At 71.9% G+C, this 25,661-nt stretch carries 17 protein-coding genes, 1 tRNA gene and 3 pseudogenes; 14 read left to right on the forward strand and 7 right to left on the reverse strand.

Annotated features, from left to right (window positions below):
• Positions 1-62: 62 nt before the first annotated feature.
• The 3 genes from ACWGJB_RS34025 to ACWGJB_RS34035 form a co-directional block, all read right to left on the reverse strand.
• Positions 63-878, reverse strand: a complete 816-nt coding sequence (locus tag ACWGJB_RS34025; RefSeq protein ID WP_453383897.1) for an SAM-dependent methyltransferase — start codon at positions 876-878, stop codon at positions 63-65.
• A 12-nt stretch (positions 879-890) separates the two neighbouring features.
• Complete coding sequence (locus ACWGJB_RS34030) at positions 891-1,754, reverse strand: helix-turn-helix domain-containing protein (RefSeq protein WP_453383898.1); 864 nt, start codon at positions 1,752-1,754, stop codon at positions 891-893.
• Between the two features lie 86 nt (positions 1,755-1,840).
• Positions 1,841-2,671, reverse strand: coding sequence for a helix-turn-helix domain-containing protein (locus ACWGJB_RS34035; RefSeq protein WP_453383899.1), 831 nt, complete (start codon positions 2,669-2,671; stop codon positions 1,841-1,843).
• A gap of 174 nt (positions 2,672-2,845) precedes the next feature.
• Here ACWGJB_RS34035 and ACWGJB_RS34040 point away from each other — a divergent pair, with 174 nt between their 5' ends.
• Positions 2,846-3,151, forward strand: a complete 306-nt coding sequence (locus ACWGJB_RS34040; RefSeq protein ID WP_360474783.1) for a 4a-hydroxytetrahydrobiopterin dehydratase — start codon at positions 2,846-2,848, stop codon at positions 3,149-3,151.
• Positions 3,152-3,156: 5 nt separating this feature from the next.
• Positions 3,157-3,355 (forward strand): annotated as a pseudogene (locus ACWGJB_RS34045) (SAM-dependent methyltransferase); the annotation flags it as partial.
• A 3-nt stretch (positions 3,356-3,358) separates the two neighbouring features.
• Here the strand turns inward: ACWGJB_RS34045 and ACWGJB_RS34050 are convergent.
• Positions 3,359-3,547: pseudogene (locus ACWGJB_RS34050) on the reverse strand (hypothetical protein); the annotation flags it as partial.
• 101 nt (positions 3,548-3,648) lie between these two features.
• Here ACWGJB_RS34050 and ACWGJB_RS34055 point away from each other — a divergent pair.
• From ACWGJB_RS34055 to selB, 10 genes and pseudogenes are all read left to right on the forward strand, one after another.
• Complete coding sequence (locus ACWGJB_RS34055; protein ID WP_453383900.1) at positions 3,649-3,846, forward strand: hypothetical protein; 198 nt, start codon at positions 3,649-3,651, stop codon at positions 3,844-3,846.
• Between the two features lie 129 nt (positions 3,847-3,975).
• Positions 3,976-4,532 (forward strand): annotated as a pseudogene (locus ACWGJB_RS34060) (rhamnogalacturonan lyase family protein); the annotation flags it as partial.
• 180 nt (positions 4,533-4,712) lie between these two features.
• Entirely contained in the window at positions 4,713-5,867 is a 1,155-nt protein-coding gene (locus tag ACWGJB_RS34065) for an acyl-CoA dehydrogenase family protein (RefSeq protein WP_453383901.1), read from the forward strand.
• Positions 5,867-6,721: a phosphate/phosphite/phosphonate ABC transporter substrate-binding protein gene (locus tag ACWGJB_RS34070; protein WP_453383902.1), complete on the forward strand. Its 855-nt coding sequence runs from the start codon at positions 5,867-5,869 to the stop codon at positions 6,719-6,721. The genes ACWGJB_RS34065 and ACWGJB_RS34070 overlap by 1 nt, the downstream gene beginning before the upstream one ends.
• Entirely contained in the window at positions 6,718-7,926 is a 1,209-nt protein-coding gene (locus ACWGJB_RS34075) for a ferritin-like domain-containing protein (protein ID WP_453383903.1), read from the forward strand. The genes ACWGJB_RS34070 and ACWGJB_RS34075 overlap by 4 nt, the downstream gene beginning before the upstream one ends.
• 149 nt (positions 7,927-8,075) lie before the next feature.
• Positions 8,076-11,387: a formate dehydrogenase gene (fdh, locus tag ACWGJB_RS34080; RefSeq protein WP_453383904.1), complete on the forward strand. Its 3,312-nt coding sequence runs from the start codon at positions 8,076-8,078 to the stop codon at positions 11,385-11,387.
• Positions 11,387-12,415, forward strand: a complete 1,029-nt coding sequence (locus ACWGJB_RS34085) for a 4Fe-4S dicluster domain-containing protein (RefSeq protein ID WP_453383905.1) — start codon at positions 11,387-11,389, stop codon at positions 12,413-12,415. The genes fdh and ACWGJB_RS34085 overlap by 1 nt, the downstream gene beginning before the upstream one ends.
• Complete coding sequence (nrfD, locus tag ACWGJB_RS34090; RefSeq protein WP_453383906.1) at positions 12,412-13,410, forward strand: NrfD/PsrC family molybdoenzyme membrane anchor subunit; 999 nt, start codon at positions 12,412-12,414, stop codon at positions 13,408-13,410. The genes ACWGJB_RS34085 and nrfD overlap by 4 nt, the downstream gene beginning before the upstream one ends.
• A gap of 244 nt (positions 13,411-13,654) precedes the next feature.
• On the forward strand, positions 13,655-15,019 hold the full coding sequence (gene selA / locus ACWGJB_RS34095; protein WP_453383907.1) for an L-seryl-tRNA(Sec) selenium transferase: 1,365 nt from the start codon (positions 13,655-13,657) through the stop codon (positions 15,017-15,019).
• Between the two features lie 3 nt (positions 15,020-15,022).
• Positions 15,023-16,804 carry a selenocysteine-specific translation elongation factor gene (gene selB, locus ACWGJB_RS34100; protein WP_453383908.1) on the forward strand — a complete coding sequence of 594 codons (1,782 nt, stop codon included), beginning with the start codon at positions 15,023-15,025 and terminating at the stop codon, positions 16,802-16,804.
• A gap of 23 nt (positions 16,805-16,827) precedes the next feature.
• Here selB and ACWGJB_RS34105 read toward each other — a convergent pair.
• Positions 16,828-16,920 (reverse strand) — tRNA-Sec (locus ACWGJB_RS34105).
• A gap of 85 nt (positions 16,921-17,005) precedes the next feature.
• Here ACWGJB_RS34105 and selD point away from each other — a divergent pair.
• On the forward strand, positions 17,006-18,055 hold the full coding sequence (selD, locus tag ACWGJB_RS34110; RefSeq protein WP_453383909.1) for a selenide, water dikinase SelD: 1,050 nt from the start codon (positions 17,006-17,008) through the stop codon (positions 18,053-18,055).
• Between the two features lie 60 nt (positions 18,056-18,115).
• On the opposite strand, the gene ACWGJB_RS34115 is transcribed toward selD, so the two are convergent.
• Both ACWGJB_RS34115 and ACWGJB_RS34120 read right to left on the reverse strand, forming a co-directional pair.
• Entirely contained in the window at positions 18,116-20,773 is a 2,658-nt protein-coding gene (locus ACWGJB_RS34115; protein WP_453383910.1) for a cellulose binding domain-containing protein, read from the reverse strand.
• 185 nt (positions 20,774-20,958) lie between these two features.
• Positions 20,959-23,895 carry a glycoside hydrolase family 48 protein gene (locus tag ACWGJB_RS34120; RefSeq protein WP_453383911.1) on the reverse strand — a complete coding sequence of 979 codons (2,937 nt, stop codon included), beginning with the start codon at positions 23,893-23,895 and terminating at the stop codon, positions 20,959-20,961.
• Positions 23,896-24,155: 260 nt separating this feature from the next.
• Between ACWGJB_RS34120 and ACWGJB_RS34125 the strand changes: the two genes are divergently transcribed.
• A complete protein-coding gene (locus ACWGJB_RS34125) occupies positions 24,156-25,637 on the forward strand; it encodes a cellulase family glycosylhydrolase (protein ID WP_453383912.1) in 1,482 nt (493 codons plus the stop codon).
• Positions 25,638-25,661: the final 24 nt, after the last annotated feature.

Raw genomic sequence — 25,661 nt, forward strand, 5'->3', positions numbered from 1 at the left:
GCCGTACGGGGTCACCTGTCCAGGACATCCGGACGTGTCGCCGGTCGGGACACCCGAACGGCTCAGGCCTTGCGGGCGACAGCTCCGTACACCGGCACGATGCCCTCCTGCTGGAGGGCCACGTCCTCGGGATCCGGGCGCCAGCCGGAGACCGGGATCACTCCGGGGCCGAGCAGTTCCAGGCCGTCGAAGAAGCGGTAGAAGCCGGTCAGCGGACGCGGATGGAACGGCGTCCCGCTGCGTCGGAAGTGTTCGGCCGCCTGTGTCACGGCCTCGGGGCTGAGGTCCGGGGTGACCTGGGACAGGATCAGATGGCTGCCCGGGGCGAGCGCGTCGACGTACGTCTTCAGCAGGCCGTGGACGTCGTCGCCGTCCGGGTCGTCGTCGAGGTAGTGGGTGAGGGCCACCAGCGACAGAGCGATCGGCTCTGCGAAGTCCAGGGTCTCGGCGGCGTGGGCCAGCAGGCTGCCGGGGTCGCGGACGTCGGCGTGGACGTACGCGGTGCTGCCCTCGGGCGTGCCGCGCAGCAGGGCCTCCGCGTGCCGCAGCACGATCGGGTCGTTGTCCGCGTACACCACCCTCGACTCCGGTGCCACGCCCTGGGCCACCTGGTGCAGATTCGGTTCCGTGGGGATGCCGGTGCCGATGTCCAGGAACTGGCGGGTCCCGGACTGGGCGACGGCGCGCACGGCCCGCTGCATGAACCGGCGGTTGGCACGCGCCCCGCGCAGCACCGTGCCGTCCACGGCGAGGATCCTCCGGGCGAGCTCCTCGTCCACCGGGTAGTTGTCCTTGCCGCCCAGCCACCAGTCGTACACCCGGGCCGGATGCGGCCGGCTGGTGTCGACGGCGGGGGGTGCGGGCTCGGATGCGGTCACAGTCTCTGCTCCTCAGAGGTTGTCACGGTACTCCCGCAGCAGTTCCTCGGTCCGCTGCGCCGAGGCGGCCCGGGCCGTCATGTGGTCGAGCACCTCCAGATGGGCGCCGACCTCGTCCCGGGAGTCCAGGTACAGGGCGCCGGTCAGGTACTCGGTGAAGACCATGTCGGGCAGCTCGGGCTCGGCGAACCGGAACAGCGTGAACGGCGCGTACGTCCCCGGGTGCGGGCCGCTCGCGAACTCGGCTATCTGGAGCGTGATCCGGTCCCGTTCGACGAAGGCGAGAAGCTTGTCGACCTGGTCGCGCATCACCTCGCAGTCGGCGCTGACCGGGCGCCGCAGCACCGTCTCGTCCATGATCACCCACAGGTGGGGCGGATCGTCCTGCTCCAGCAGCCGCTGCCGGGTCAGGCGCAGCGACACGTGCCGCTCCACGGCCGCGGGGTCGCCGTGGCCTATCGTCCCGGCCTCCAGCACGGCCCGCGCATAAGCCTCGGTCTGCAACAGGCCGGGCAGGAAGTGCGGTTCGTAGGAGCGGATGACCCGGGCCGCGCCCTCCAGGCTCACGTACAGGCTGAACCAGTCCGGCAGTACGTCGTGGAACCGCTGCCACCAGCCCGGCTGGTTGGCCTCCTCGGCCAGCCGCACGAACGCGGCGTGCTCCTCCTCGGGCACCCCGTACGTCTCCAGCAGCACCTGGACGTACGGGATTTTCAGCGCGACCTCGGCCATCTCCATCCGCCGCACGGTCGCCTGCGCCACCCGCAACACCCGCGCCGCCTCGTCCCGGCCGAGGCCCGAGGCCTCCCGCAGTTCCTGCAACCGCTTGCCGAGCACGACCTGACCTACGGTGGGCGCAGCACGCCGCTCACTCACGCCACGCCTCCCCTACGTGCACAAGTACGGGGAGCAGTGTGTCACGCGATGCTGCCTCGCACACCTGGTCGAGGCAACCTCTTACGTCAACTTGCCAGTGAGTGCAGGTACTTGGCTGTCGCCGGATCCGCCGGCAGGAACGTCTCGATGGCCAGTTCGGCGACCGTCACGTCCATCGGTGTGTTGAACGTCGAGATCGACGACACGAACGACAGCACCCGACCCTCGTGCTCGATCCGCATCGGCAGCGCGAACCAGGCGACCGGCTCGGCGGGTTGACCGTCGTCCACGCCCGCCGGGGCCGGATAGCCGGCGACCTCCTCGTACAACTCCCGCAGCGCGTCGGAGCGGTGCAGCGCGATCTGCCGTTGCATCTGCTCCAGCAGATGCCCCCGCCACTCGCGCAGATTGCGGATGCGCGGTGCCAGTCCCTCCGGGTGCAGGGTCAGCCGCATCGCGTTCGGCGCGGGCGCGAGCAGCGACTCCGGCACGCCCTCCAGCAGCATCGCGATGCCCCGGTTGGCGGCGACCACCGTGTACGTGGCGTCCACCACCAGCGCCGGATACGGCTCGTAGCCCTGGATCAGCCGCTCCATGCCGTCGCGCAACGCGTCCAGCGCCGGGTCGTCCAGCGGCGTCTCCGGGTAGTGCGGGGCGTAACCGGCCGCCAGCAGCAGCGCGTTGCGCTCCCGGACCGGCACGTCCAGGTGCTCGGCGAGCCGCAGCACCATCTCCTCGCTGGGCCGCGACCGGCCGGTCTCGACGAAGCTGATGTGCCGGGCGCTCGAGTCGGCACGCAGTGCCAGTTCCAGCTGGCTGACCCGCCGCCGCTCCCGCCAGGCGCGCAGCAGCGGGCCGACGCCCTTCCCGTCGGGGGCGGGCGGGGAGGCGGCGGGGCCGGACGCGACAGTGGTCATGCGGACGACGGTAGTCGAGGAGGGGGCTGCTCTCCGGGCCGAGAGGGCGGCTCCCGTCGAGGGCGCGGGCCGCGAGGCGACGCGCACCGCCGTGCGTACGCGCCCGGAAGGCCCGGTCGTGGCAGGCTGAACCCACGTACGCCTCCGGGCACCTCAGGGAAGGAAGCCGCAACCATGGCCGTGGAACCGCTGGCGCAGCAGGAGATCGAGGACCGGCTGGCCGAGCTGCCGGGCTGGTCGCTGGACGGCGACCGGCTCGCCCGCGTCTACCGTCTCGACTCGCACTTCGCCGCCGCCGCGCTCGTCGTGCACATCGCCCGGATCCAGGACGAGCTCGACCACCACTCCGACCTCACCCTCGGCTATCACACGGTCACCCTCACCGTGAACACCCACAGCGTGGGCGGCGCCGTCACCGGCCTGGACGTCGAACTCGCCCGCAGAGTGGAGGACATCGCCCCAGGTCACGGCGCACACTGAGCCATGTGCTCGACTACGACAAGGAAGCCGGAGCCTACGACGCCACGCGCGGCGGCGAAGCGCGCGCCGAGGCTGCCGCCGACGCCGTCCTCGGCCTGATACCTGCCCCCGGACCGCCCCGGCCGCCTCCTCGACCTCGCCTGCGGCACCGGCGTCGTCACCCGCCGCCTCGCTGCCGCCCGCCCCGCGCTCCAGGTGACCGGGCGTTCAGGAAACCGGCGGACGGCTGAAGTCCATCGTCCAGTTGGTCACCCAGGTCGCCCCGCCGTCCACCGAGAAAGCCTGCTCCCAGCGCGCACCGGTGGGGGAGACCCCCGACCAGACGAACCGCACCCGTACGTTCCGGCCGTCGTGCCGGTCGTCGCCGTAGAACTCCCCGCGGCCGCCCGCGAACCGCCGCTTACTGGACGGCGTACCAACGCGACTTCCACGCGAGGCTGTACGGCGGCGGTGAAGCCCTGGTCCGGCTGGCGCCGGGCGTCACGCTCCCCAGAGCGGTGGGGGTGGGGACGGCCGACGCCTGGACCCTGGCTCGGATCCCCATCGAGTCGGTGGACCACGCCGTTGCCGAATTCCTGCGCCTGGGCGCGGACATCGAGGTCCTGGACCCGCCCGAGCTGCGTGAACGCATCGCCCGTACGGTCGCCGAACTGGCCGAAAGATACGGCAACTCCGGGACGGACAACGCCGACTGACGGAGGACCCCGTCCGTCTCCCGGAAGGCATGTCCCGTGCAGCACCCGCATCGCAGACGCCGCTCAGCCGTCCTGGCAGCGCTCACCACCACGGCCGCCCTGGTCGGCGCCGGCCTGACCGCCCTCTACCGCGTCGACCGCTTCCTGGCCGGCACCGCCTACCTGGACGGCTCCCGCCCCTCCCTGATCGAGGCCCGCGGCTACTACACCCGCACGGTCATCGCCGTCTGGGACTGGCGGATCGGCACCTTCACCCGAAGGGCACGGTGGTCGCCGGCCGCAAGCCCTCCAGCATCAACTTCCTGTCCTGGTGGGACGGCGACCCGGTCCGCGAACTCCTGGACGACACCCACATCGACAAGTACGGCACCTCGTCCGACACCCGCCTCCTGACCGGCGCCGGCGTCCATTCCGACAACGGCACCAAGGCGACGCCGTCCCTCTCCGGGGACATCCTCGGCGACTGGCGAGAGGAGGCCGTCTGGCCGACGACGGACAACACGGCCCTGCGTATCTACTCCACGCCGTACGAGACGAGTACGAGGATCACGACCCTTCTCCACGACACCCAGTACCGCACGGCCCTGGCCTGGCAGAACACCGCCTCCAACCAGCCGCCCCACCCGAGCTTCTTCCTCGGTGACGGGATGGGAACGGCACCTCGCCCGACGGTCTACACACCCTGAGCGGCGGCGGGCGCGTGCCGGCGGTGGCACGCGCCCGCGTGCGATGACGTGCGTGTTGCTGCATCGCACCGGTTGCGTTCGGTCATTCGGCGCGCGCTCCGTCGCGTGCACCGGACGGAATGCTTGACTGGCTCGCGGAATTGGACATTCAGTAACCACTCCACATCAAGGTGCGAAATCGTGCAGACGATCATGGCCGAATCCCCGAACCTCCGATCCGACGCGTTCGACGCGTTGATCCGTGACCTCGTCGGGCCGCTCGCCGACGAGGTGGACCGGACCGGCCGCTTCCCGCGGGAGGGGATCCGGGCGCTGGGCGAGGCCGGGCTGCTGGGGTTGCTCAGTGCCCGGGAGAACGGTGGAGCGGGCGCCGGACTGCGTGAGGCCGCCCAGGTGATCGAACGGCTCGCGGGTGCGTGCGGGTCGACGGCCATGGTGCTGCTCATGCACTACTCGGCCGTCACCGTCCTGGACCGGTACGCCCCCGAGGACGTCCGGCGCGAGATCGCCGCCGGCCGCCATCTGACCACCCTGGCGTTCTCCGAGCGCGGCTCCCGCAGCCACTTCTGGGCCCCGGTGAGCACCGCCGAGCCCCAGGGAGCCGACGCGGTGCGCCTGGACGCGCAGAAGTCCTGGGTCACCTCGGCCGGTGAGGCCGACACCTACGTCTGGTCCAGCAGGCCGCTGCGGGCGGACGGCCCGATGTCGCTGTGGCTGGTGCCCGCGGGCAGCGCCGGACTCGAAGTACACGGCGACTACGACGGGTTCGGCCTGCGCGGCAACGCGTCCAGCCCCGTGTCGGCGAAGGCCGTCGCCGTGCCCCGGTCCGCGCTGCTGACCGCCGACGGGGAGGGGCTGAGCACCGCTCTCGAAGTGGTGCTGCCGTGCTTCCTCGTGCTGAGCGCGGCCTTCTCGCTCGGCGTGAGCGAAGCACTGCTCGGCCTCACCGCCGCGCACCTTCGCAACACCCGCCTGGCGCACCTGGACCGGACGCTGGCCCAGCAGCCGATGACCCGCAACCAGTTCGCGGGGCTGCGACTGCGTGCCGACGCGCTGCGCGCCCTGCTGGAGGAGACGCTCACCGCGACGGAGACCGGACGACCCGAGGCGACGCTGCGGGTCCTGCAGATCAAGGCCCTCGCAGCGGAGACCGCCGCCGAGGTGGCGGACGGCGCGATGCGCCTGTGCGGCGGCGCCGCCTTCCGGCGTGAGACGGGCGTGGAGCGACGGTTCCGGGACGCCCTCGCGGCCCGTGTGATGGCACCCACCACCGAGGCGCTGCACGACTTCTGCGGCCGCGTGGAACTGGGCCTGCCGCTCTTCGAGGAGGCCTGATGCAGGAGCTGGTGCTCGGCGCCGTCGCCTACGATCCGAAGGTCGTGACCATCTGGTCCGGATTCCGGTCCTGGCTCCTCGCGCAGGGTGTGCCCTTCGACTTCGTGCTCTACGCCCACTACGAGCGGCAGGCACAGGACCTGATCGACGGGCGGATCGACGCGGCCTGGCACTCGCCGCTGGCCTGGCTGCGCACCCGCCGGCTGGCCGCCGCGGCGGGTGCGGGGGTGACGCCGCTCGTGATGCGGGACACCGACCGCGACCTGACCTCCGTGGTGGTCGTCCGGGCGGACGGCGAGATCCGCTCGACGGCCGATCTGAAAGGCCGGACGGTTGCCGTCGGCGCGGTCGACTCGCCCCAGTCGACCCTGATCCCACTGCACCACCTGGCCGATCTCGGCCTGGTCGCGGGCACCGACTTCGAGGTACGCCGCCATGACACCGGGGTGGGCCTGCACGGCGACCACATCGGCGGCGAACGGGACGCGGCCCGCGCGCTGGCGGCGGGGGAGGCCGACGCCGCCTGCATGATCGACGCCAGCCACCTGCTGTTCGGGCAGGAGGGCACCCTGCCGCCCGGTGGTACCCGGCTGCTGTCGCGCACCGAGCCCTACGACCACTGCGTACTGGCGGCCGGACCGTCCCTGGACAAGGAGCTCGGCGACCGGTTCTCGGCGCTGCTGCTCTCCATGTCGTACGGCGATCCGGAGGTTCGCCGACTCCTGGACCTGGAAGGGCTTACCCGGTGGCTGCCCGGCCGGGAGACCGGCTTCGGCCAGTTGACCGCGGCCCTCGACGCCACCGGCTTCTACGACGCGAGCGGCCGGATCACCGCGGCCGGCTACCGGCCGTGACAGCCGCCGGCGCGGTCTCGGCCGACCTCGGCGCGCTCGGCTTCGAGCAGGGCGCGCGGCTGCTGCTGAGCCGCGCCCTGCGGCAGGCACCGCCCGGAACACGGGTCGACGTGCTCGGGACGGACCCGGCGCTGCTGCCCCATCTGGCCGTCTGGTGCCGCCATGAGGGGCACGAGCTGGAGGCCGCGGACCCGCGGGAAGCGCCGGTGGTCGCGCGGGTGCGGGCGGGGCCCGTCGCGGGCGCCCGCCTGCACGGGGCGGAGCGTGCCGGTGGCGTGTCGGCCGGGGGGATCGCGGACCGGGCGCGCCCGCACTGGGGCCTCGCCGCGCGTGGAGCGCTGGTGGAGGCGGGCGGACCGGACGTGCCCTTCGCCGTCGTCGACAGGGACGTCGCGTGGACCGATCTCGCGCCCCGTCTGTACCGGCAGGCGGTCACCTCGCAGTGGGACCCCTACCGCGCGGTGGAGTGGGACGAGGGCTTCACCCTGCCCGACGAGATCGAGACCGCCGTCGTCCAGGTGATGACCTACCTGGTGGAGAACGAGCAGGCCGCCCTGGTGGTGCCGGGGCGGCTGCTGGTCCAGGTCCATCCGCACTTCCGTGAGGTGCTCCAGCTGCTCGCGGTACAGGCGGCCGACGAGGCCAGGCACGTGGAGGTCTTCACCCGGCGGGCACTGCTGCGCGGCGGCGAGATGGGCACCTCCTCGGTGGGCGGCCGGGCGTCCCTGGCGACCCTGCTGACCGAACCGGACTTCTCCATCGCGTCCTTCCTGCTGTCCGTGCTCGGGGAGGGCAGCTTCCTCAACCTCCTGTCCTTCCTGGAGCGGCACGCCCCCGACCCGGTCACCCGCCGCATCAGCCATCTGGTCCGCCAGGACGAGGCACGGCACGTGGCGTTCGGTGTCGGGCATCTGGAACACCGGGCCACGGTCGACCCGCTGCTGCACGGCCGGCTGCGTGCCGCGGTGGAGCGGCGGCACGACGCGCTGACCGGCACCGCGGGACTCAACGAGGACGTCTTCGACTCCCTGGTGCTGCTCGCCGCGGGCTCCTGGGCGCCGCGGGACATCGCCCGCGGCTGGCAGGCGGTGCAGCAACTGCAGAAGGAGATGGACGAAGGACGCTGCCACCGCCTGGCACGCCTGGGGTTCCCGGACGACGAGGCGGCGGCCCTGTCCGCACTGCACACCCGCAACTTCATGTGACACCCACGGGCGTCACAGCCGTAGCCGTAGCCGTAGCTGTAGCCGTAGTCCGGTCGGGTCCCGGCCCGGGGTGCCCTGAACTTGCCGCGGCCCGCCCCGCGGGTAGCGTGGAAACGAGGTCGGGGGCCCTGACGCGAAGGAGCGGGCGGATGGGCGTGAAGCGGTGGGCGGACCTGTGGCCGGTGTACCGGCAGATCACCGGAGCCGACCGGCTGGGCCGGGGCAGGGCCGTCCAGTCGAAGCGGTCGAGGACCCTCACACCCCACACCGAGGACGCCGACCGCATCGTGCACTCGGTGTGCCCGTTCTGCGCCGTCGGCTGCGCCCAGAACGTCTACGTCCAGGACGAGCAGGTCACCCAGATCGAGGGCAACCCGGACAGCCCGGTCTCCCGCGGCCGCCTGTGCCCCAAGGGCTCCTCCAGCAAGCAACTGGTCACCGGACCGCAGCGCGAGGACAAGGTGCGCTACCGGGCCCCGTACGCCACCGAGTGGCAGGACCTGGACCTGGAGACGGCCCTCGACATGGTGGCCGACCGGGTCCTCGACGCCCGCCGCCGGGGCTGGCAGGACACCGACGAGCACGGCAACCCTCTTCGCCGCACCATGGGCTTCGCCAGCCTGGGCGGCGCGGCGCTGGACAACGAGGAGAACTACCTCATCAAGAAGCTGTTCACCGCCCTGGGCGCCCTGCAGATCGAGAACCAGGCGCGCATTTGACACTCCGCCACGGTTCCCGGTCTGGGAACCTCGCTCGGCCGTGGCGGTGCCACGGACACCCCGGAGAGCCTGACGGACGCCGACTGCATCATCATCATGGGCTCCAACATGGCCGAGGCCCATCCGGTCGCCTTCCAGTGGGTCATCGAGGCCAGGAAGCTCGGTGCCCGGGTGGTCCACATCGACCCCCGGTTCACCCGCACCAGCGCGCACGCGGACCAGCACGTGCGGCTCAGGGTGGGCAGTGACATCGCCTTCCTCGGCGGTGTCGTCAACTACATCCTCTCCAACGACCTGCACTTCGAGGAGTACGTACGGGCCTACACCAACGCCACGTACCTGGTGCGTGAGGACTTCGAGGACACCGAGGACCTGGACGGCCTGTTCAGCGGCTACAACCCGGAGACCGGCAAGTACGACAGCAGCAGCTGGGCGTACGAGTGCGTCGGCGGCGAGGGCGACGGCAGGCAGGGCAGCACACTCATCTCCGCCACCCCCGCGCAGTCGGCCGGCGGTCACGAGGCGCTGCCCGGCACCGCCGGCCGGATCGCGACGGACCCCACGATGCGGCACCCGCGCTGTGTGCTCCAGATCCTCAAGCGGCACTTCTCCCGGTACACGCCGGAGATGGTGGAGCGGGTCTGCGGCATCACCCGGCGGCAGTTCCTCGACGTGTGCCGCACCTGGACCGAGAACTCCGGCCGGGAGCGGACCACCTCGCTCGTCTACAGCGTGGGCTGGACACAGCACTCCGTCGGCGCCCAGTACATCCGGGCCGGCGCCATCGTCCAGCTGCTCCTGGGCAACATGGGGCGGCCCGGCGGGAGCATCCTGGCGCTGCGCGGCCACGCCAGCATCCAGGGCTCCACGGACATCCCGACCCTGTACAACCTGCTGCCCGGCTACCTGCCGATGCCCAACGTCACCCACACCAGCCTGACCAGGTTCGTGGACGACGTACGCCATGTGATGCGCAAGGGGTACTTCGCGAACGCCAGGACGTACATGGTCTCCCTGCTGAAGGAGTACTGGGGTGACGCGGCCACCCCGGAGAACGACTTCCGCTACGACTGGCTGCCACGGATCAACGGCGACCACGGCACCTACCGCACCGCGATGGACATGATCGCCGGCACGGTGTACGGCTTCTTCCTGGTCGGGCAGAACCCGGCGGTGGGGTCGGCCCACGGACGGCTCCAGCGGCTCGGCATCGCCAACCTGGAGTGGCTGGTCGTCCGCGACCTCGCGATGATCGAGAGCGCGACCGTGTGGAAGGACGCCCCCGAGATCGAGACGGGCGAGATCTCCACCGAGACCTGCAAGACCGAGGTGTTCTTCTTCCCCGCCGCCTCGCACGTCGAGAAGAGCGGCACGTTCACCCAGACCCAGCGCATGATCCAGTGGCGCGACCAGGCGATCGAACCGATCGGCGACCGCCGCTCCGACCTGTGGTTCTTCTACCACCTCGGGCGGATCGTCCGGGAGAAGCTGGCTGGGTCTCAGGACGAACGCGACCGGCCGGTCCTCGGTCTGGCCTGGGACTACGCGCTGGAGCAGGGGGACGAACCGTCCGCCGAGGACGTGCTGCGCCACATCAACGGCATCGACCTCACTACCGGACGCACCGTCAACTCCTACGAGGAGCTCAGGGACGACGGGACCACCGCGTGCGGCTGCTGGATCTACAGCGGCGTCTTCGCCGACGAGACGAACCAGGCCCGGCGCCGCACCTCACGGTTCGAGCACCCGATCACGGACAACCAGTGGGGCTTCGTGTGGCCGCTCAACCGCAGGGTCCTCTACAACCGGGCGTCCGCGGACCCCGACGGCCGGCCGTGGAGCGCGCGCAAGGCTCTCGTCTGGTGGGACGCGGAACGCGGTGAGTGGACCGGCCACGACATCCCCGACTTCCAGCGGCACAAGCCACCGCACCACCAGCCGCCGCCGGAAGCGACCGGTACGGACGCGCTGGCCGGGGACGACGCGTTCATCATGATGGGCGACGGGAAGGCGGCGCTGTTCGCACCGACCGGACTGGTCGACGGGCCGCTGCCCACCCACTACGAACCCGAAGAGTCCCCGGTGCGCAACGCGCTCTACACACAGCAGTCCAACCCGACCCGGCTGACCTACGCGCGCACCGACAACCCGTACAACCCCTCGCCTCCCGAGCCCCACAACGATGTGTTCCCGTACGTGTTCACCGCCTCCCGGTACACCGAGCACCACACGGCCGGCGCGATGAGCCGACAGCTCCCCTACCTATCGGAGCTCCAGCCCGGACTGACGGTGGAGGTGTCCCCGGAACTCGCCGCCGAGCGCGGACTGCACCACATGGACTGGGCGCACGTGATCACCAGCCGGACCGCGGTGGAGGCCAAGGTGGTCGTCACCGACCGGCTGGCCCCGCTGCGGCTCGACGGCCACACGGTCCACCAGATCTGGATGCCGTACCACTGGGGAAGCCGCGGCATCACCACCGGCGACGTCGTCAACGACCTGATCGGCGTGGTGGCCGACGCCAACGTGCTGATCCAGGAGAGCAAGGTGCTCACCTGCGACATCCGGCCCGGGCGGCGCCCGCGCGGCCCCGCCCTCCTCGCGTACGTCGAGGACTACCGGCGCCGCGCGGGGATCACCACGAGGACCGGCACCAGCGAGGTGACGGCCCACGGCCACCGGACGGACGGGCCTCCTGACGACGGCCGCCCGGCCACCACTGAAGGGCCGGAGGAACCCTGATGAGCGAGCACGAGAACAGCTTCTTCGGCCCGCTGGCGGACCCGGCCGGGGACGCCGGCCACCCCGAGGACCACCCGCCCCGGGTCGGTTTCTTCACCGACACCTCCGTCTGCATCGGCTGCAAGGCGTGCGAGGTGGCCTGCAAGGAGTGGAACGACGTCCCGGCGGACGGCTTCGACCTGCTCGGCATGTCCTACGACAACACCGGCTCGCTCGGCGCGAGCACCTGGCGGCACGTCGCCTTCATCGAGCAGGACCTGCGGCTCGGCGACCAGGACTCCGGCCTGGTCGGCCTGCCCACCGGGCCGTCCGGGACGGAGACCACCCGCGAGGTGGTCGCGGAGGCGCTGCACGACGCGGGGCCCCGGGCCGGCGCCGAACTCGGCACGCAACCGGTCGACCTGGGCTTCCCCAGCTTCGACCTGCCCGGCGCCGGGAGCGGCGCGGAGACCCGCACGGACTTCCGCTGGCTGATGTCGTCGGACGTGTGCAAGCACTGCACCCATGCCGCATGCCTGGACGTCTGCCCCACCGGGGCGCTCTTCCGCACCGAGTTCGGCACCGTCGTCGTCCAGCCCGACATCTGCAACGGCTGCGGCTACTGCGTCTCCGCCTGCCCCTACGGCGTCATCGACCGCCGCCCCGACGACGGCCGGGCCTGGAAGTGCACCATGTGCTACGACCGGCTCAAGGGCGGCCTGGAACCGGCCTGCGCCAAGGCCTGCCCGACCGACTCCATCCAGTTCGGCGTGCTCGACGAACTGCGCGAGCGCGCCGACGCCCGCCTGGAACAACTCCACGAGGCGGGCGTGCCCGAGGCCCGGCTGTACGGCCGCGACCCCGACGACGGGGTCGGCGGCGACGGCGCGTTCTTCCTGCTCCTCGACGAGCCGGAGGTCTACGGGCTGCCTCCGGACCCGGTCGTCACCACCCGTGACCTGGGGTCCATGTGGAAGCACGCGGCCGTGGCCGCCGGGGTGATGGTGGCCGCGTCCGCCGCGGTCTTCGTCAAGGGAGGGCGTCGATGACCGGGCGCGGCGGGGGCGGGAAGCACCGCGGCGGCGGTGGCGAGGAGTCGATGGTCCCGCGCGCGGAATTCCGGTCCTACTACGGACGCCCGGTGCTGAAGCCGCCGGTATGGGAGTGGAAGGTCCCCGCCTACCTCCTCACCGGCGGACTCTCGGCGGGCGCCGCCCTGCTGGCGGTCGGCGCCGACCTGACCGGGCGGCCCGAGATGCGCAGGTCCTGCCGTGTCGGCAGCTTCGGGGCACTGCTCGCCAGCAGCTACCTCCTCATCGGCGACCTCGGCCGGCCGCTGCGCTTCCACCACATGATGCGGGTGGCGAAGCCGAGTTCCCCGATGTCGGTGGGCACCTGGATCCTGATGTCCTACGGCCCCGGCTGCTCCCTGGCCGGCCTCGCCGAACTCGTGCCGAAGCCCTGGCTGGACCGGGCCGGGCTCACCACCGCCGTGAAGTGGGCGGCCCGGCTCGGCGGCGTCTCCGCGGCCGCGATCGCGCCCGCGCTGGCCTCGTACACGGCCGTTCTGCTCTCCCAGACGGCGGTGCCGGCCTGGCACGAGGCCCACAAGGAGCTGCCGTTCGTCTTCACCGGGTCCGCCGCGGCGAGCGGCGCCGGCCTGGCGATGATCTGCGCCCCGCCGGCGGAGGCGGGTCCGGCCCGCCGACTGGCCCTCCTCGGCGCCGCGATCGAGATCGTGGCGGCCCACCGCATCGACAGCAAGCCGCAGTTCGAGACCTCGGCGTTCACCCACGGCGCCGCCCACCGGATGCGCAGGGCGTCGGAGTACCTGACCGTCGGCGGGGCATGCGCCGCCCTCACCTGCGCCCGCCGCAGCCGGGTCGCCGCCGCACTCGGCGGCCTCGCGCTCCTGGTAGGCAGCGGGCTCCAGCGGTTCGGCACCTTCGAGGCGGGCGTGGCGTCCACGAAGGACCCGGCGTACGTGGTGAAGCCGCAGCGCGAACGCCTCGAAGCCCGGCGCGGGGCCGAGGGCGGCACGTGACCTGGGCGCGGTGCCCGCCCGGCGCGAGGCAGCGTGGCCGCTCGCGCTCGTCACGGCCCGCGGCGGGCCCGCGTGTCCTCTCACGGTCCGCACCGGATCGGCGCACCCGGCCCCGAACCGGCCGGGGCCATGAGCCGTGCCGGTCCGGGCCGGACCCCGCACGGTGCGGCGTGGGCTCCGGGAGCGGCCGCCGACCTAGCCTGGCCGGGTTGCCGTCGGCAGGGCCGGAGCGGAGGTGCACGAGATGGCGCGCGACCACGCCGGCGCGGCGGACGCAGGACCGCCCGTCGACGGGCGACGGCGGCTGCCGCGCACCGATGTGCTGCTGGCCGATCCCCGGCTGACCGCGGCGGCGCGGCGGCTCGGGCGCGAGCTGGTCAAGGACGTGGTCGCGGGAGTGCAGTCCCGGGCCCGGGCGGGTGAGGTACCCGTCGACGAGATCGCCGACCGTGCCGTGGCCGCCCTCCCCGCCACCGCCTGCACCCTGCGCCCGGTCGTCAACGCCACCGGCGTACTGCTCCACACCAACCTGGGCCGGGCCGCCCTCTCGCCGGCCGCCCGGGACGCAGTGCTGGCCGCGTCCGGCACCACGGACGTCGAACTCGACCTCGTCAGCGGGACCCGTTCCCGGCGGGGGCGAGCCGCGCTCGACGCCCTGCTGCGCGCCGTGCCGGCCGCCGAGGCCGCCCATGTGGTCAACAACGGCGCGGCGGCGCTCGTCCTGGCCGCGACCGCGCTCGCCCGGGGACGGGAGATCGTCGTCAGCCGGGGCGAGATGGTGGAGATCGGGGACGGCTTCCGCCTGCCCGACCTGCTGGTCTCCACCGGCGCCCGGCTGCGCGAGGTCGGCACCACCAACCGCACCACACCCGCCGACTACGCCGCGGCCGTGGGCCCGGACACCGGTTTCGTCCTGAAGGTCCACCCCTCCAACTTCCGCGTCACCGGCTTCACCCGGGAGGCGTCCGTGGCCGAACTGGCCCCGCTGGGGGTGCCCGTGGTGGCCGACATCGGCTCGGGCCTGCTCACCCCGGAGCCCGCACTGCCCGGGGAGCCCGACGCGACGACCTGGCTGCGGGCCGGGGCGTCCCTGGTCACCGCCAGCGGCGACAAGCTGCTCGGTGGACCGCAGTGCGGGCTTGTGCTGGGCGACGCGGAACTGGTGCGGCGGCTGGCCCGGCACCCGCTGGCCCGTGCCTTGCGCGTGGACAAGCTGACCCTGGCCGCCCTGGAGGCGACCGTGCGCGGCCCCGTCCCGCCGACCGTCACCGCGCTGCGCGCCGACCCCGCACGGCTGCGCGAACGCGCCCGGGACCTCGCCGCGGGCCTGCGCGCGGACGGGTTCGACAGCCGAGCCGTCGACACCGAGGCGGTGGTCGGCGGCGGCGGTGCGCCGGGCGTGACGCTGCCGAGCGCCGCCGTTTCCCTGCCCGCCGCCTACGCGGCCCCGCTGCGCGGAACCGACCCCGCCGTCATGGCCCGCGTCGAGGACGGCCGCTGCCTGCTGGACCTGCGGGCGGTCCCGCCGGAGGCCGACGCGCTCCTGGCGCGGGCGGTGCGACTGGCCGAGGTCCCGCCCGGGGCGGCCGGGCCGGGAACGGGGAGCTGACCCGTGCACGTCGTCGCCACCGCGGGACACGTCGACCACGGCAAGTCCGCACTGCTGCGCGCCCTGAAGGGGATGGAGCCCGACCGCTGGGCGGAGGAACGGCGCCGGGGCATGACACTGGACCTGGGTTTCGTGTGGACACGGCTGCCCGGCGCCGGTGACGTGGCCTTCGTGGACGTACCGGGGCACGAACGGCTCGTGGGCAACATGCTGGCCGGGGTCGGCCCGGTCCCCGCCGTCCTCTTCGTCGTCGCCGCCGACCAGGGCTGGCAACCGCAGTCCGAGGAACATCTGTCCGTCCTGGACGCGCTCGGGGTACGGCACGGCGTCCTCGCCGTCACCCGCTGCGACCTGGCCGGACCGGACGCGGCCCGCGCCGAGGCGCGCGCCCGGATCGCCCGCTCGTCCCTGGGCGACGTACCGGGCGTGGCCGTCAGCGCGGTGACGGGTACCGGTCTCGACGCGCTGCGCGCCGGCCTGGTCCGGATGACCGGCGACCTGCCCGCCCCGGAGCCCGCCGCGGACGTACGGCTGTGGGTGGACCGGGCGTTCACGGTGCGCGGCCACGGCTCGGTCGTCACCGGCACCCTCGGCGCGGGGACCGTGCGCGTCGGCGACCGGCTCCGGCTCGCCCGCGACGGGCGGCTGCTGCGGGTACGCGGGCTGGAGTGCCTCAAGGAGCCGTGCCAGGAGGCCGGGGCGGTCGCGCGGGTGGCGGTCAACGTGACCGGACCGGGCGTCGGGGAGCTACGCCGCGGGGACGCGCTGCTCACCCCGGACCGCTGGCTGACCACCGACCTCATGGACGTACGGCTGCGCGGCGACGCGGCCCGCGAGCTGCCGCGCGACCTCACCCTGCACGCGGGCTCCGCGGCGGTGCCGGTGACGGTCCGTCCGCTCGGCACGGACACCGCGCGCCTGCGGCTGGCCGCACCGCTGCCGCTGCGCGTCGGCGACGGCGCGCTGCTGCGCGACCCCGGACTGCACCGCGTCCCGGCGGGGATCACCGTGCTCGACGTCCGCCCGCCGCGGCTGACCCGGCGCGGTGCGGCGGCGGCCCGGGCCCGGGAACTGGGGGCGGCGCCGGGACCCGCCGACGGAGCCGAGGAACTGCGCCGGCGCGGTCTGATCCGCCGCTCGGAGCTGCTCGCCATGGGCGTGGAACCGCCGCTGGAGCCGGTCGCGGGAGAGTGGCTGGCGGACCCGGCCCACTGGGCGGCGCTGCGCGAGCGCCTGGCCGAGGCGGTCGAGGAGCACGCCGCCCGCAACCCCCTCGAACCCGGCATGCCCCTGGAGGCGGCCCGGCAGACGCTCGGACTGCCGGAGCGCGGCCTCGTCGACGCGCTCCGGGCACAGTCGCCCGGCCTGCGGTACAGCGACGGCCGGCTCCACGGCAGTCACGGCGGCCCCACGCTGCCGCCCGCGATCGAGGCCGCGGTGGAGGCCGTACGCGCGGACCTCGCCCGTGCCCCGTTCCACGCCCCGGACGCCGGACGGCTGAACGAACTCGGCCTCACACCCAAGTTGCTGGCGGCCGCCGAGGCCGCGGGCACCCTGCTGCGGATCGGCCAGGGGATCGTGCTGCTTCCGGACGCGGACGTACGGGCCGTGGCCGTCCTCGCCCGGCTGGAGCAGCCGTTCACCACCAGCCAGGCACGCCAGGCGCTGGACACCACGCGCCGGGTCGCCGTCCCGCTGCTGGAATACCTGGACCAGCACGGCCACACCGAACGGGTGGACGCCGCGCTGCGCCGCTGCCCCGCCACAGGCCTGGACGGCCGGTGACCCGGAGATCACGCGCTGACCGGCGGAGACGGACGGGAATCGAACCCGCCTGCCCGAGTTGCTCGGACACCTCGGTTTTGAAGACCGGGAGGGCCACCAGGCACCCTTACGCCTCCCTGCAGGGCCATCGAACCGTCGTATTCCCGGGCAAGTCAACGCGCCACACGGCGCTCACCCACACCCGCAAGGACTGATGTACTCATGACAGGCACACGAACCGGCGTGCACCGGCCACCGGAGCAGGGGACGACCGTACGCCTCACGCAGTACGCACACGGCGGCGGCTGCGCCTGCAAGATTCCCCCCGGCGAACTCGAGGAGATCGTCGCCGGACTGACGGCCCCGGGGGGGCCCGGCGTCACCACGGGCGACCTGCTCGTGGGACTCGAAGCCGGCGACGACGCGGCCGTCATCCGGCTGCCGGGCGCCGCCGGCGCGACCGCCGCCGTCGCCACGGCGGACTTCTTCACACCGGTGGTCGACGATCCCTACGACTGGGGCCGCATCGCTGCCGCGAACGCGCTCTCCGACGTCTACGCCATGGGCGGCACCCCACTCGTGGCGGTCAACCTCCTGTGCTGGCCCCGTGACGTGCTGCCGTTCGGTCTGGCACGAGAAGTACTGCGCGGCGGAACGGACATCGCCGCGGCGGCGGGCTGCGTCGTGGCGGGCGGCCACAGCGTGGACGACCCGGAACCCAAGTACGGCATGGCGGTGACCGGCACCGTCGATCCGGACCACCTCCTGCGCAACGACGCGGGACGGCCGGGGACGCCACTGTCACTGACCAAACCGCTGGGCCTGGGAGTCCTCAACAACCTGCACAAGGCGACCGGCGAGGTCTTCCCGCAGGCGATCGAGACGATGGTGGCGCTCAACCGCGACGCGGCGCGCGACGCGGTGGCCGCGGGGGCGGTCTGCGCCACCGACGTCACCGGTTTCGGTCTGCTGGGACACCTGTACAAGCTCGCCCGCGCATCGGGCGTGACCGCCGTCGTCGACCCCGCCGCGGTGCCGTTCCTCGACGGCGCCCGGGAGGCAGCCCGCACCGGACACATCAGCGGCGGCACCCGCCGCAACCTCGCATGGGTCACTCCGCACACCGACTTCGGCTACGCCGACGACCTGACCCGGCTCCTCCTCGCCGACGCCCAGACCTCCGGCGGCCTCCTCGTCGCCGGTGAGGTCCCGGGTGCCCCGGTCATCGGCGAACTGGTCCCGGCGGGACCGCACCGACTGATCGTCCGCTGACCCCGCCCGCCGAGCGGCCGGAGAGAGCGCGTGCCCGGTGCGGCACGCGCTCTCGGTCGGTCAGGCGACCGTGCAGGTCCGGTCGCCCAGTTCGAAGGACGTGGGTTTGGTGTTCGCCCCCGTCCAGGTACCCGTGAAGCCGAAGGACACCGAGGAGCCGGCCGCGACCGTGCCGTTCCAGCTGACGTTCTTGGCTGTCACGGTCGCGCCTGACTGGGTCCAGTCGGCGTTCCAGAGCTGGCCGACGCTCTGGCCGTTCGGGAAGGGCCAGGCCAGGGACCAGCCGGTCCAGGACGCCGAGCCCGTGTTGGTGAGTTGGACGTCCGCCTGGAACCCGCCCGTCCACTGGTTGGTGATCCGGTAGGCGACCGTGCAGGCGCCGGTCGGGGTGGGATCCGTGCCGCCTCCGCCGTCGTCACCGCCTCCGGCTGTGTCGCCGTAGATCACGCCCCGGCCGTTCGTGGAGACGTACACCCGGCCGTACACCCGCGGGTCACCCGTGATCGCCGCGCCGGTCCAACCCCACTGGTGGGCGTCGTCGTTGATGCGGGTCCAGGTCGTCCCCCGGTCCGTGGAGCGGAAGATGCCGCGTACTCCCCCGATCTTCGCGCTGGTGTAGAGGGTCTGGTACGAGGCACCGGTCGCGGCCTTGCCGAAGCCGATCGTGTCGGCCTGGTCGACGTTCGGGAGCTTGGCGAAGCTCGCGCCGCCGTCCGTGGAGTGCCACAGCCCGTACGCGCCGTCCGTGGCGCCGCCGGCCAGCCACACATCGCCCTTCGTCCCGGGCAGCGCCTTGAAACGCACGCTGTCCCCGCTGGGGAGACCGGTCGCGGCGGACGCCGTGAAGTTCGCGCCGCCGTCCGTACTGACGTAGAACTTGCCGGACTTGAAGCCGTAGAAGGTCTTCGGGTCGACGCGGTCGGACTCGACGGTCGCCCCGGCCGGGATCCCGCTCGACGCCGACCAGGACGAGCCGAAGCCCGTCGTGTACTGGACGCCGGTGCCCGCGGGGCTCCAGACGAACCGGCTGCCGTCGGAGGCCGCCGCGACCGTACCGCCGCCGCTCACCCCCGAAGGGTCCGTCCCCGCGAACCAGTTGGCGCCGTTGTCCGTCGAGAACGCGATGTGCGGGCCGGAGTCGAGATTGCCCACCCTCACCACGGTGTTGGGGTCGGTCTCCGCGAAGTCCAGGCTCGTCGTGGTCGTGAAGGTGGGGGACGTGTACATCAGCGAGGGGACCTTGGTGAGGTCCGTGTGGCGGAAGCCGCCGATGTCACCGAGCGCGCTGAAGAGCTGGGCCCCGCCGGACGGGGGCGCGGCCAGGTCGTCGACCGCCGTCTCCTCCAGGCCCTGCACCATCGGCCTGACCGTGAACCGGCCGCCGGAGTCCCAGTCGCCCAGGTTCTCGGTGCCGTACAGCGTCGCTCCGGTCCCGTACATCATCCGGTTCGAGTTGAACGGGTCGATCTCCAGCGCCTCGGTCATCCACCCGAGTTTCGGGGCCTGTTCGGGGGGTGACGGGTTCGCGCCGAAGGTGAGCCACGGGCTGGACGAGACGTCCATCGTGTAACGGTTCGAGCGGTTGGGGTAGGACGTGTAGTCCCACGCCTTCGTCCAGGTCGTGCCGCTGTCCGTGGAGCGGAAGAGCTGGGTGTCCGGCCACCAGGAGCTGTACGCCGTCGCCATCACCGTGCCGGGGTGCTGCCGGTCGACCGTCAGGCCGGAGAAGCCGTAGTAGGTGTCGGCCTCCGCCACCGGGCTGATGTCCGTCCAGGTGCCGGTCGCGGTCGCGTACCGCCACAGCCGGCCCTTGCCGCCGTCGTACGGGCCGCTCTTGTCGCTGTAGGAGAGATACAGGTAGCCGTTGACGGCGTCCAGTACGCCCTTGTGCGCGAGGTATCCCGTCGGCTGGCCGGCGAGCCGGGTCCAGGTGGCGCCCGCGTCCGTCGAGCGGTACACCGAGTTCTGCAGGTCGGCGACCCCGACATAGATCGTCTTCGTCGCCGTACCGGCCGTACCGGTCGACTCGTCGAAAGTGACCCACACGATGCCCTGGTTGTCGGAGGCGTAGCCGGTGGTGTCGGTCGGATCCTGCACGTAATTACCGACGTTGGGGAAGTTCGTCACCTGCGCCCAGGTCACCCCGGAGTCCGTCGACCGCCACAGGCCCTTCCCGCTGGGCGCCCCCAGGTACAGCACGCTGTCCCTGTTCGGGTCGATCGCCAGCCGCTCGCCCATGCCCCGGCCGGGCATGTTGCCGCCCAGCTTGAACGGCAGATCGGTCTTCTGCCAGCTGGCGCCACGGTCGGCGGAGCGCAGCACGGCCCCGTTCGTCGGGTCCCAGCTGTTGGTGTACGTCCCGACGGCCGCGTACACCCTGTTCGGGTCGACCGAGTCCGAGGCCAGGCCGACCACGCCCGTGTGGCCCCACTCGTCCCAGCCGACCGAGTCCAGCAACGGCGTCCAGGTCTTCGTCGACTCCTGCCAGCGGTAGGCGCCGCCGATGTCGGTACGGGCGTAGGCGAGGTTCTTCTCGCTGCGGTTGAAGACGATCCCGGGGACGAAACCACCCCCGTCGATCCGGGCGTTGTGCCAGGTGTAGCTGTCGGCGGCGAGCGTGACCTGCGCGGTCTCGTGGGCGGCGAGCGCGGGCGGGGTGCCCGCGAGTAACCCGGCGGCGAGGGCCAGGACGGCGGTGAGGATGCGGGTTCTTCGCACGAGGGTCCCTTCCTGGGGTGAGTGCAGTAAGCGCTTTCCGTCGGGTGTGAGAGGTGCCGGGCCGCCCCCAGTGCGGGTGAGGACGGCCCGGCAAGCGGTTCTGGCAAAGCGTGCGGCGGGCGCAGCGCCCCTTCAGGGGCGCGGGGAACTGCGCGACCAGCCACGATGTACCCGCAGCCGAACTACTACTCCAGCAGCTCCGCATACGACCCCATGGCCAGAGCAATGTCCGCCTGGGCCCAGAACCGGTGATACGTGAACGACGGCGCGGCCCCGCCCGCCAGGTAGCTCTCGATCTTCGACCACGCCGGGTCGTCCTGGTAGAAGGACCGCAGCGAGGCGAACGTCGACGACGAGTTGACCGTGTCGCCGTTCGGCATCTTTCCGGACCACCCGCTCGGCACGTACACGCTGTCGTCGAAGCGGCTGTAGTCGGCCCGCGTCTCCGGTACCGCGATCCCCAGGCCGTCCTGGTAGTTGGCCCACATGCCGTCGAGCAGCGCCTTGGCCGTCGACTTCGCCGTCGCGTCACCGGACTTGGCGGCGTAGTAGGTCAACGTCTTGGCGTACGCGGCCGCCACGCCCACGTCGTTCGTGTAGTCGGCGACGGTGACGTGAAGTCCGCTGTTGGAGCCGGGACTTGAGGCGTTCCAGGTGTCGGGCTGGCCCGACCACTGGAGCGTCGAGGGGATCTGGTAGGTGCCGTCCGGGTTGATCGTGGTCTTGGACAGCGCCCACGCCACCCACTTGTCGAGGATCGCCTTGGCCGTGGCGTTCCCGGTCTGCTGGTAGTACTCGGCGACCCGCTCCATCGACCAGGCCTGGAAGCCGAACCACTGGTTGGACGGCGGGTCGTGGTAGACCGGCTCCCAGTCGTAGTACATGCCGTAGAACGTCGACGTACCGGCCGGCGGACTCGCGTACCGGCCCTGCCAGCTGTTCGTCGCCCCGCCCGCGATGGCGCCCTCGGAGGACTGCAGCCAGCGGTAGAACTCCAGCTGCCGGGTCAGGGACGTGCCCCAGTCCGCCGCCCCGGTCGCCGACTTGGGTTTCAGGTCGGCGTTCGAGCTGAGCGCGTACGCGGCCAGCGGGTTCTGGTAGCCGCCGTGCACATGGCTGGAGCCGATCCGCCACGCCCAGCCCGCACTCGTATCGGTAGCCCCGCCCCACGCGTAGTACCAGGACAGCAGGTAGTCCGAGGCGTCCTTGCCGGTGCCGGCCGGGCAGGTGGACGGGCCGACGCAGTTGCCGATCTTCTTGAAGTACTTGTCGTACATCGCGTAGCGCAGATAGTCGCCCATCTTCGCCGCCTTGCCGACGGTGGCGGAGACGTCGGCGCCCTTGCCCTGCGCCTTCGCCCACACGTCCGCCCAGTACGCGGCCTGCACCGCACGCGCGTCGGCGTCCGGGGCGTCCGTGTACTTCCACTGCCTGGCGTAGGACGAGTCGCCGGTGAACAGGTCCAGGTACCCGTTCGTGCCGCCGTACTTGAAGGCGTCGCAGGTCGGCTGCGGGACCGTCTCCCACACCGACTCCTGCACCCCGCGCTGGAAGGTGTTGATGTACGACGGCCCGTCGGCCGTCGGGCCCGCCTCGCAGCCGCCGCCCGGAGTGTCGCCGTAGCCGTAGACGTTGTCGACGTCCTCCAGCCAGTGCATGCCGTAGACGTCGTCCGTGCCGTACGCGGTCTTCAGTTCGGCGGCGATCGGGTCCGAGCCCACCGGCACCGAGGTGTCCAGCTTCGCCGGGTACTCGTTCGGCGTGTCCAGCTCCGGGGCGTAGGTGGCCGGTTTGGACGCGTTGTAGAAGGAGTTCGTCGGCTGGTCGGCGTGGGTCGGGATCATGTACTTCTCCATGAGGGCCCACGCGCCGTTGAACTTGGACCAGTCTCCGGTGACCTTGCCGTACATGGCCTGCAGCCAGAGAAGGTAACTGTAGGCCTCCGACGTGGTCTCATGTCCCTGGTCCGGGGCCTCGACGATCAGTGTCTCGACCGAGTGGTACGGGATGCCCTCGGGGGAGAAGTAGCCGTTCGCCGGGTTGGTGATCTTCCCGTAGAGGTCCAGGAAGCGTGCGTCGTACGCCTTCGATGCGGCCAGTTCCGTCACGGTGACCGCGGCGCTCGTGTAGCCGGTCGCGGACGCGGTGAAGGTCGCGGTGCCGGTGCCGGCGGAGTCCGCGGCGACGGTCACCTTCTGCGCGGTGCTCCAGTTGGACGGGGTGAAGGTCAGCGACGATCCGGCGCTCACCGACAGCCCGGTGTTCCCGGCCGTCCGGGCCGCCGACACCGTCACGTTGGCGGTCGGCTGCTTGGACAGGCTCACCCCGAAGGTGCCGGTCGCGCCCTGCTGGATGCCCAGTTGGGCCGGCGAGGCGACCACGGCGGGACCGGAGGCGACCGTGATGCCGACCGGGGTCGAGGAGGCGGACGCGCCCAGGCTGTCGTACGCCTTCGCCACCAGCGAATGGCTGCCCACGGTCAGACCGGTGACCGAGAGCGAGTACGGCGACGAGGTGTCCGTCCCCAGCAGGGTGGTGTCGTCGTAGAACTCGATCTTGCTGATCGTCGCGCCGTCGGCCGCCGCCGCGGTCGCCGCCAGCGGCACCGCGTCGCCCTGCGTGTAGACCGCGCCCGCGCTCGGGCTGGTCAGCACGGTGACCGGCGGCTGGTGCGCGCCGGCGCAGGTCGTGCCGTTGACCGCGAAACCGGTGGGCGCCGCGTTGCTGCCGGTGTACGAGAACTGGGCACCCGTCGACACCGCCGCGCCCGCCGCGATCGTGCCGTTGTACGACGCGTTCTGCACGGTGACCGAGGTGCCGGACTGGGACCAGGTGCCGTTCCAGCCGTTCGTCAGCTTCTGGTTGCCCGTGTACGCGTACGTCAGCGTCCAGCCGTTGATCGAGTCGGTGCCGCGGTCGGTGAGGGTCAGGTCGGCGGTGAAGCCGGTGCCCCAGTCGTTGGTCCTGTAGTCGACGCTGCACTGGACCGTCGCCGCGTGGGCGGGGGTCGTGCCGGTGGCGAGCATCGACAGGGGCAGGGCGAGGGTGGTGACGACGGCCGTCCACAACCGTCGTACGGCTCTGCGTCTCCGCCCGGGGTGCGGGGGGTGTGCGGGATGCATGTGCTGGTTCCTCCTTGCGCTTGCGGCTCGGGAAGAAGTCAAGGCTTGAACCAGTGGGAGCGCTCCCATAGTGGAGACGTGGCATGGTTCGGTCAAGGCCGTCGAAGAGTCGAAAAGATTCGACAGCCGCCGCTGCGGAAAAGTCAGGCAACTCCCTGTTCTTCGCCGTCACTTGGCGCTACCTTCCTTCGCACCAGTGGGAGCGATTCCGTTCAGTCGACGCGTCCGTCACGACGCGCCCGAGCTGCAAGGAGTCGCTCATGCGACACCCCCCGCGTTCAGTTCTTTTAGCCGTCGCCGGTGCGGTAGCCCTCGTCGGGTCCGCGCTGGTGCCGGTGGTGTCGGCGTCCGGAGCAACGCCGGCGTGCACGGTGCAGTACACGGTCACCAGCCAGTGGGACACCGGCTTCCAGGCCTCCGTGACCATCACCAACAACATGGCGGCCATGAGCGGTTGGAGCCTCGGCTTCGGCTTCGCGAACGGTCAGAAGGTCACCCAGGGCTGGAGCGCCAAGTGGTCCCAGTCCGGTACGACGGTCACCGCCGCGAACGAGAGCTGGAACGGTTCGCTGGCCACCGGCGCCAGTGTCAGCGCCGGGTTCCTCGGCTCCTGGTCGGGGAGCAACGCCGTACCGACGGCGTTCAAGCTCAACGGCACGACCTGCAACGTCGATTCTGAATCCACTCCCACTCCCACTCCGACCCCGAGCGGGCCGCCCGGTACCGGCACGGCGCCCGCCCTGCACGTCTTGGGCACCAAGCTCGTGGACGCCGACGGCACGGCCCACCGGCTGCTCGGCGTGAACCGCTCCGGCGGCGAGTTCATGTGTGTGCAGGGCTACGGGATCTGGGACGGCCCGGTGGACGACGCGGCGATCAAGGCGATCGCCGACTGGAAGGCGAACGCGGTCCGCATCCCGCTCAACGAGGAGTGCTGGCTGGGCCTGTCCAACGTCAAGCCCGAGTACGCGGGCGCCAACTACATCAACGCGGTCAAGGACCTGGTGGCCCGCGTCGAGTCGTTCGGCATGACACCGATCCTCGATCTGCACTGGTCCTACGGCCAGTACACCGGCAACTCGGCCGGCTGCTCCGACGTGCACGCCACCTGCCAGAAGCCGATGCCGGACGCGCAGTACAGCCCGTCCTTCTGGTCCTCGGTGGCCGGCACCTTCAAGGACGACCCGGCGGCCGTGTTCGACCTGTTCAACGAGCCGTACCCGGACCGGGCGACCTCCACCACCGCCCAGGCCTGGGCGTGCTGGCGAGACGGCGGCACCTGCCCGGGGATCGGATACGGGGTCGCCGGCATGCAGGATCTGGTGGACGGCATCCGGTCGGCGGGCGCGAAGAACGTGATCATGATCGGCGGGCTGGCGTACTCCAACGACCTCAGCCAGTGGCCGGCGTACCGGCCCACCGACCCGGCCGGCAATCTCGTCGCCGCCTACCACGTCTACAACTTCAACACCTGTGCCAGTGAGAGCTGCTGGAACTCCACCCTCGCCCCGGTCGCGGCCCAGGTACCGCTGGTCGCCGGGGAGATCGGCGAGAACACCTGCTCGCACGCCTTCGTGGACCAGGTCATGAAGTGGTTCGACGACCGGGGCCTGTCCTACCTGGGCTGGACCTGGAACACCTGGGACTGCTCCTCCGGCCCGTCCCTGATCTCCGACTACAGCGGTACGCCGACGGCGTACGGCGCCGGTCTGCGCGACCACCTCCAGGCCGTCAACTCCTAGCCCATCCACCGAAGAAGAAGGAAA

Source organism: Streptomyces sp. NPDC054813, assembly GCF_053611365.1.

Bases quoted from the DNA above. Each gene is read 5' to 3' on its own strand.
- ACWGJB_RS34035 (WP_453383899.1), bottom strand. From the start codon at position 2,671: ATGACCACTGTCGCGTCCGGCCCCGCCGCCTCCCCGCCCGCCCCCGAC.
- ACWGJB_RS34040 (WP_360474783.1), top strand. From the start codon at position 2,846: ATGGCCGTGGAACCGCTGGCGCAGCAGGAGATCGAGGACCGGCTGGCC.
- ACWGJB_RS34070 (WP_453383902.1), top strand. From the start codon at position 5,867: ATGCAGGAGCTGGTGCTCGGCGCCGTCGCCTACGATCCGAAGGTCGTG.
- ACWGJB_RS34085 (WP_453383905.1), top strand. From the start codon at position 11,387: ATGAGCGAGCACGAGAACAGCTTCTTCGGCCCGCTGGCGGACCCGGCC.
- nrfD (WP_453383906.1), top strand. From the start codon at position 12,412: ATGACCGGGCGCGGCGGGGGCGGGAAGCACCGCGGCGGCGGTGGCGAG.
- selA (WP_453383907.1), top strand. From the start codon at position 13,655: ATGGCGCGCGACCACGCCGGCGCGGCGGACGCAGGACCGCCCGTCGAC.
- selD (WP_453383909.1), top strand. From the start codon at position 17,006: ATGACAGGCACACGAACCGGCGTGCACCGGCCACCGGAGCAGGGGACG.
- ACWGJB_RS34120 (WP_453383911.1), bottom strand. From the start codon at position 23,895: ATGCATCCCGCACACCCCCCGCACCCCGGGCGGAGACGCAGAGCCGTA.
- ACWGJB_RS34125 (WP_453383912.1), top strand. From the start codon at position 24,156: ATGCGACACCCCCCGCGTTCAGTTCTTTTAGCCGTCGCCGGTGCGGTA.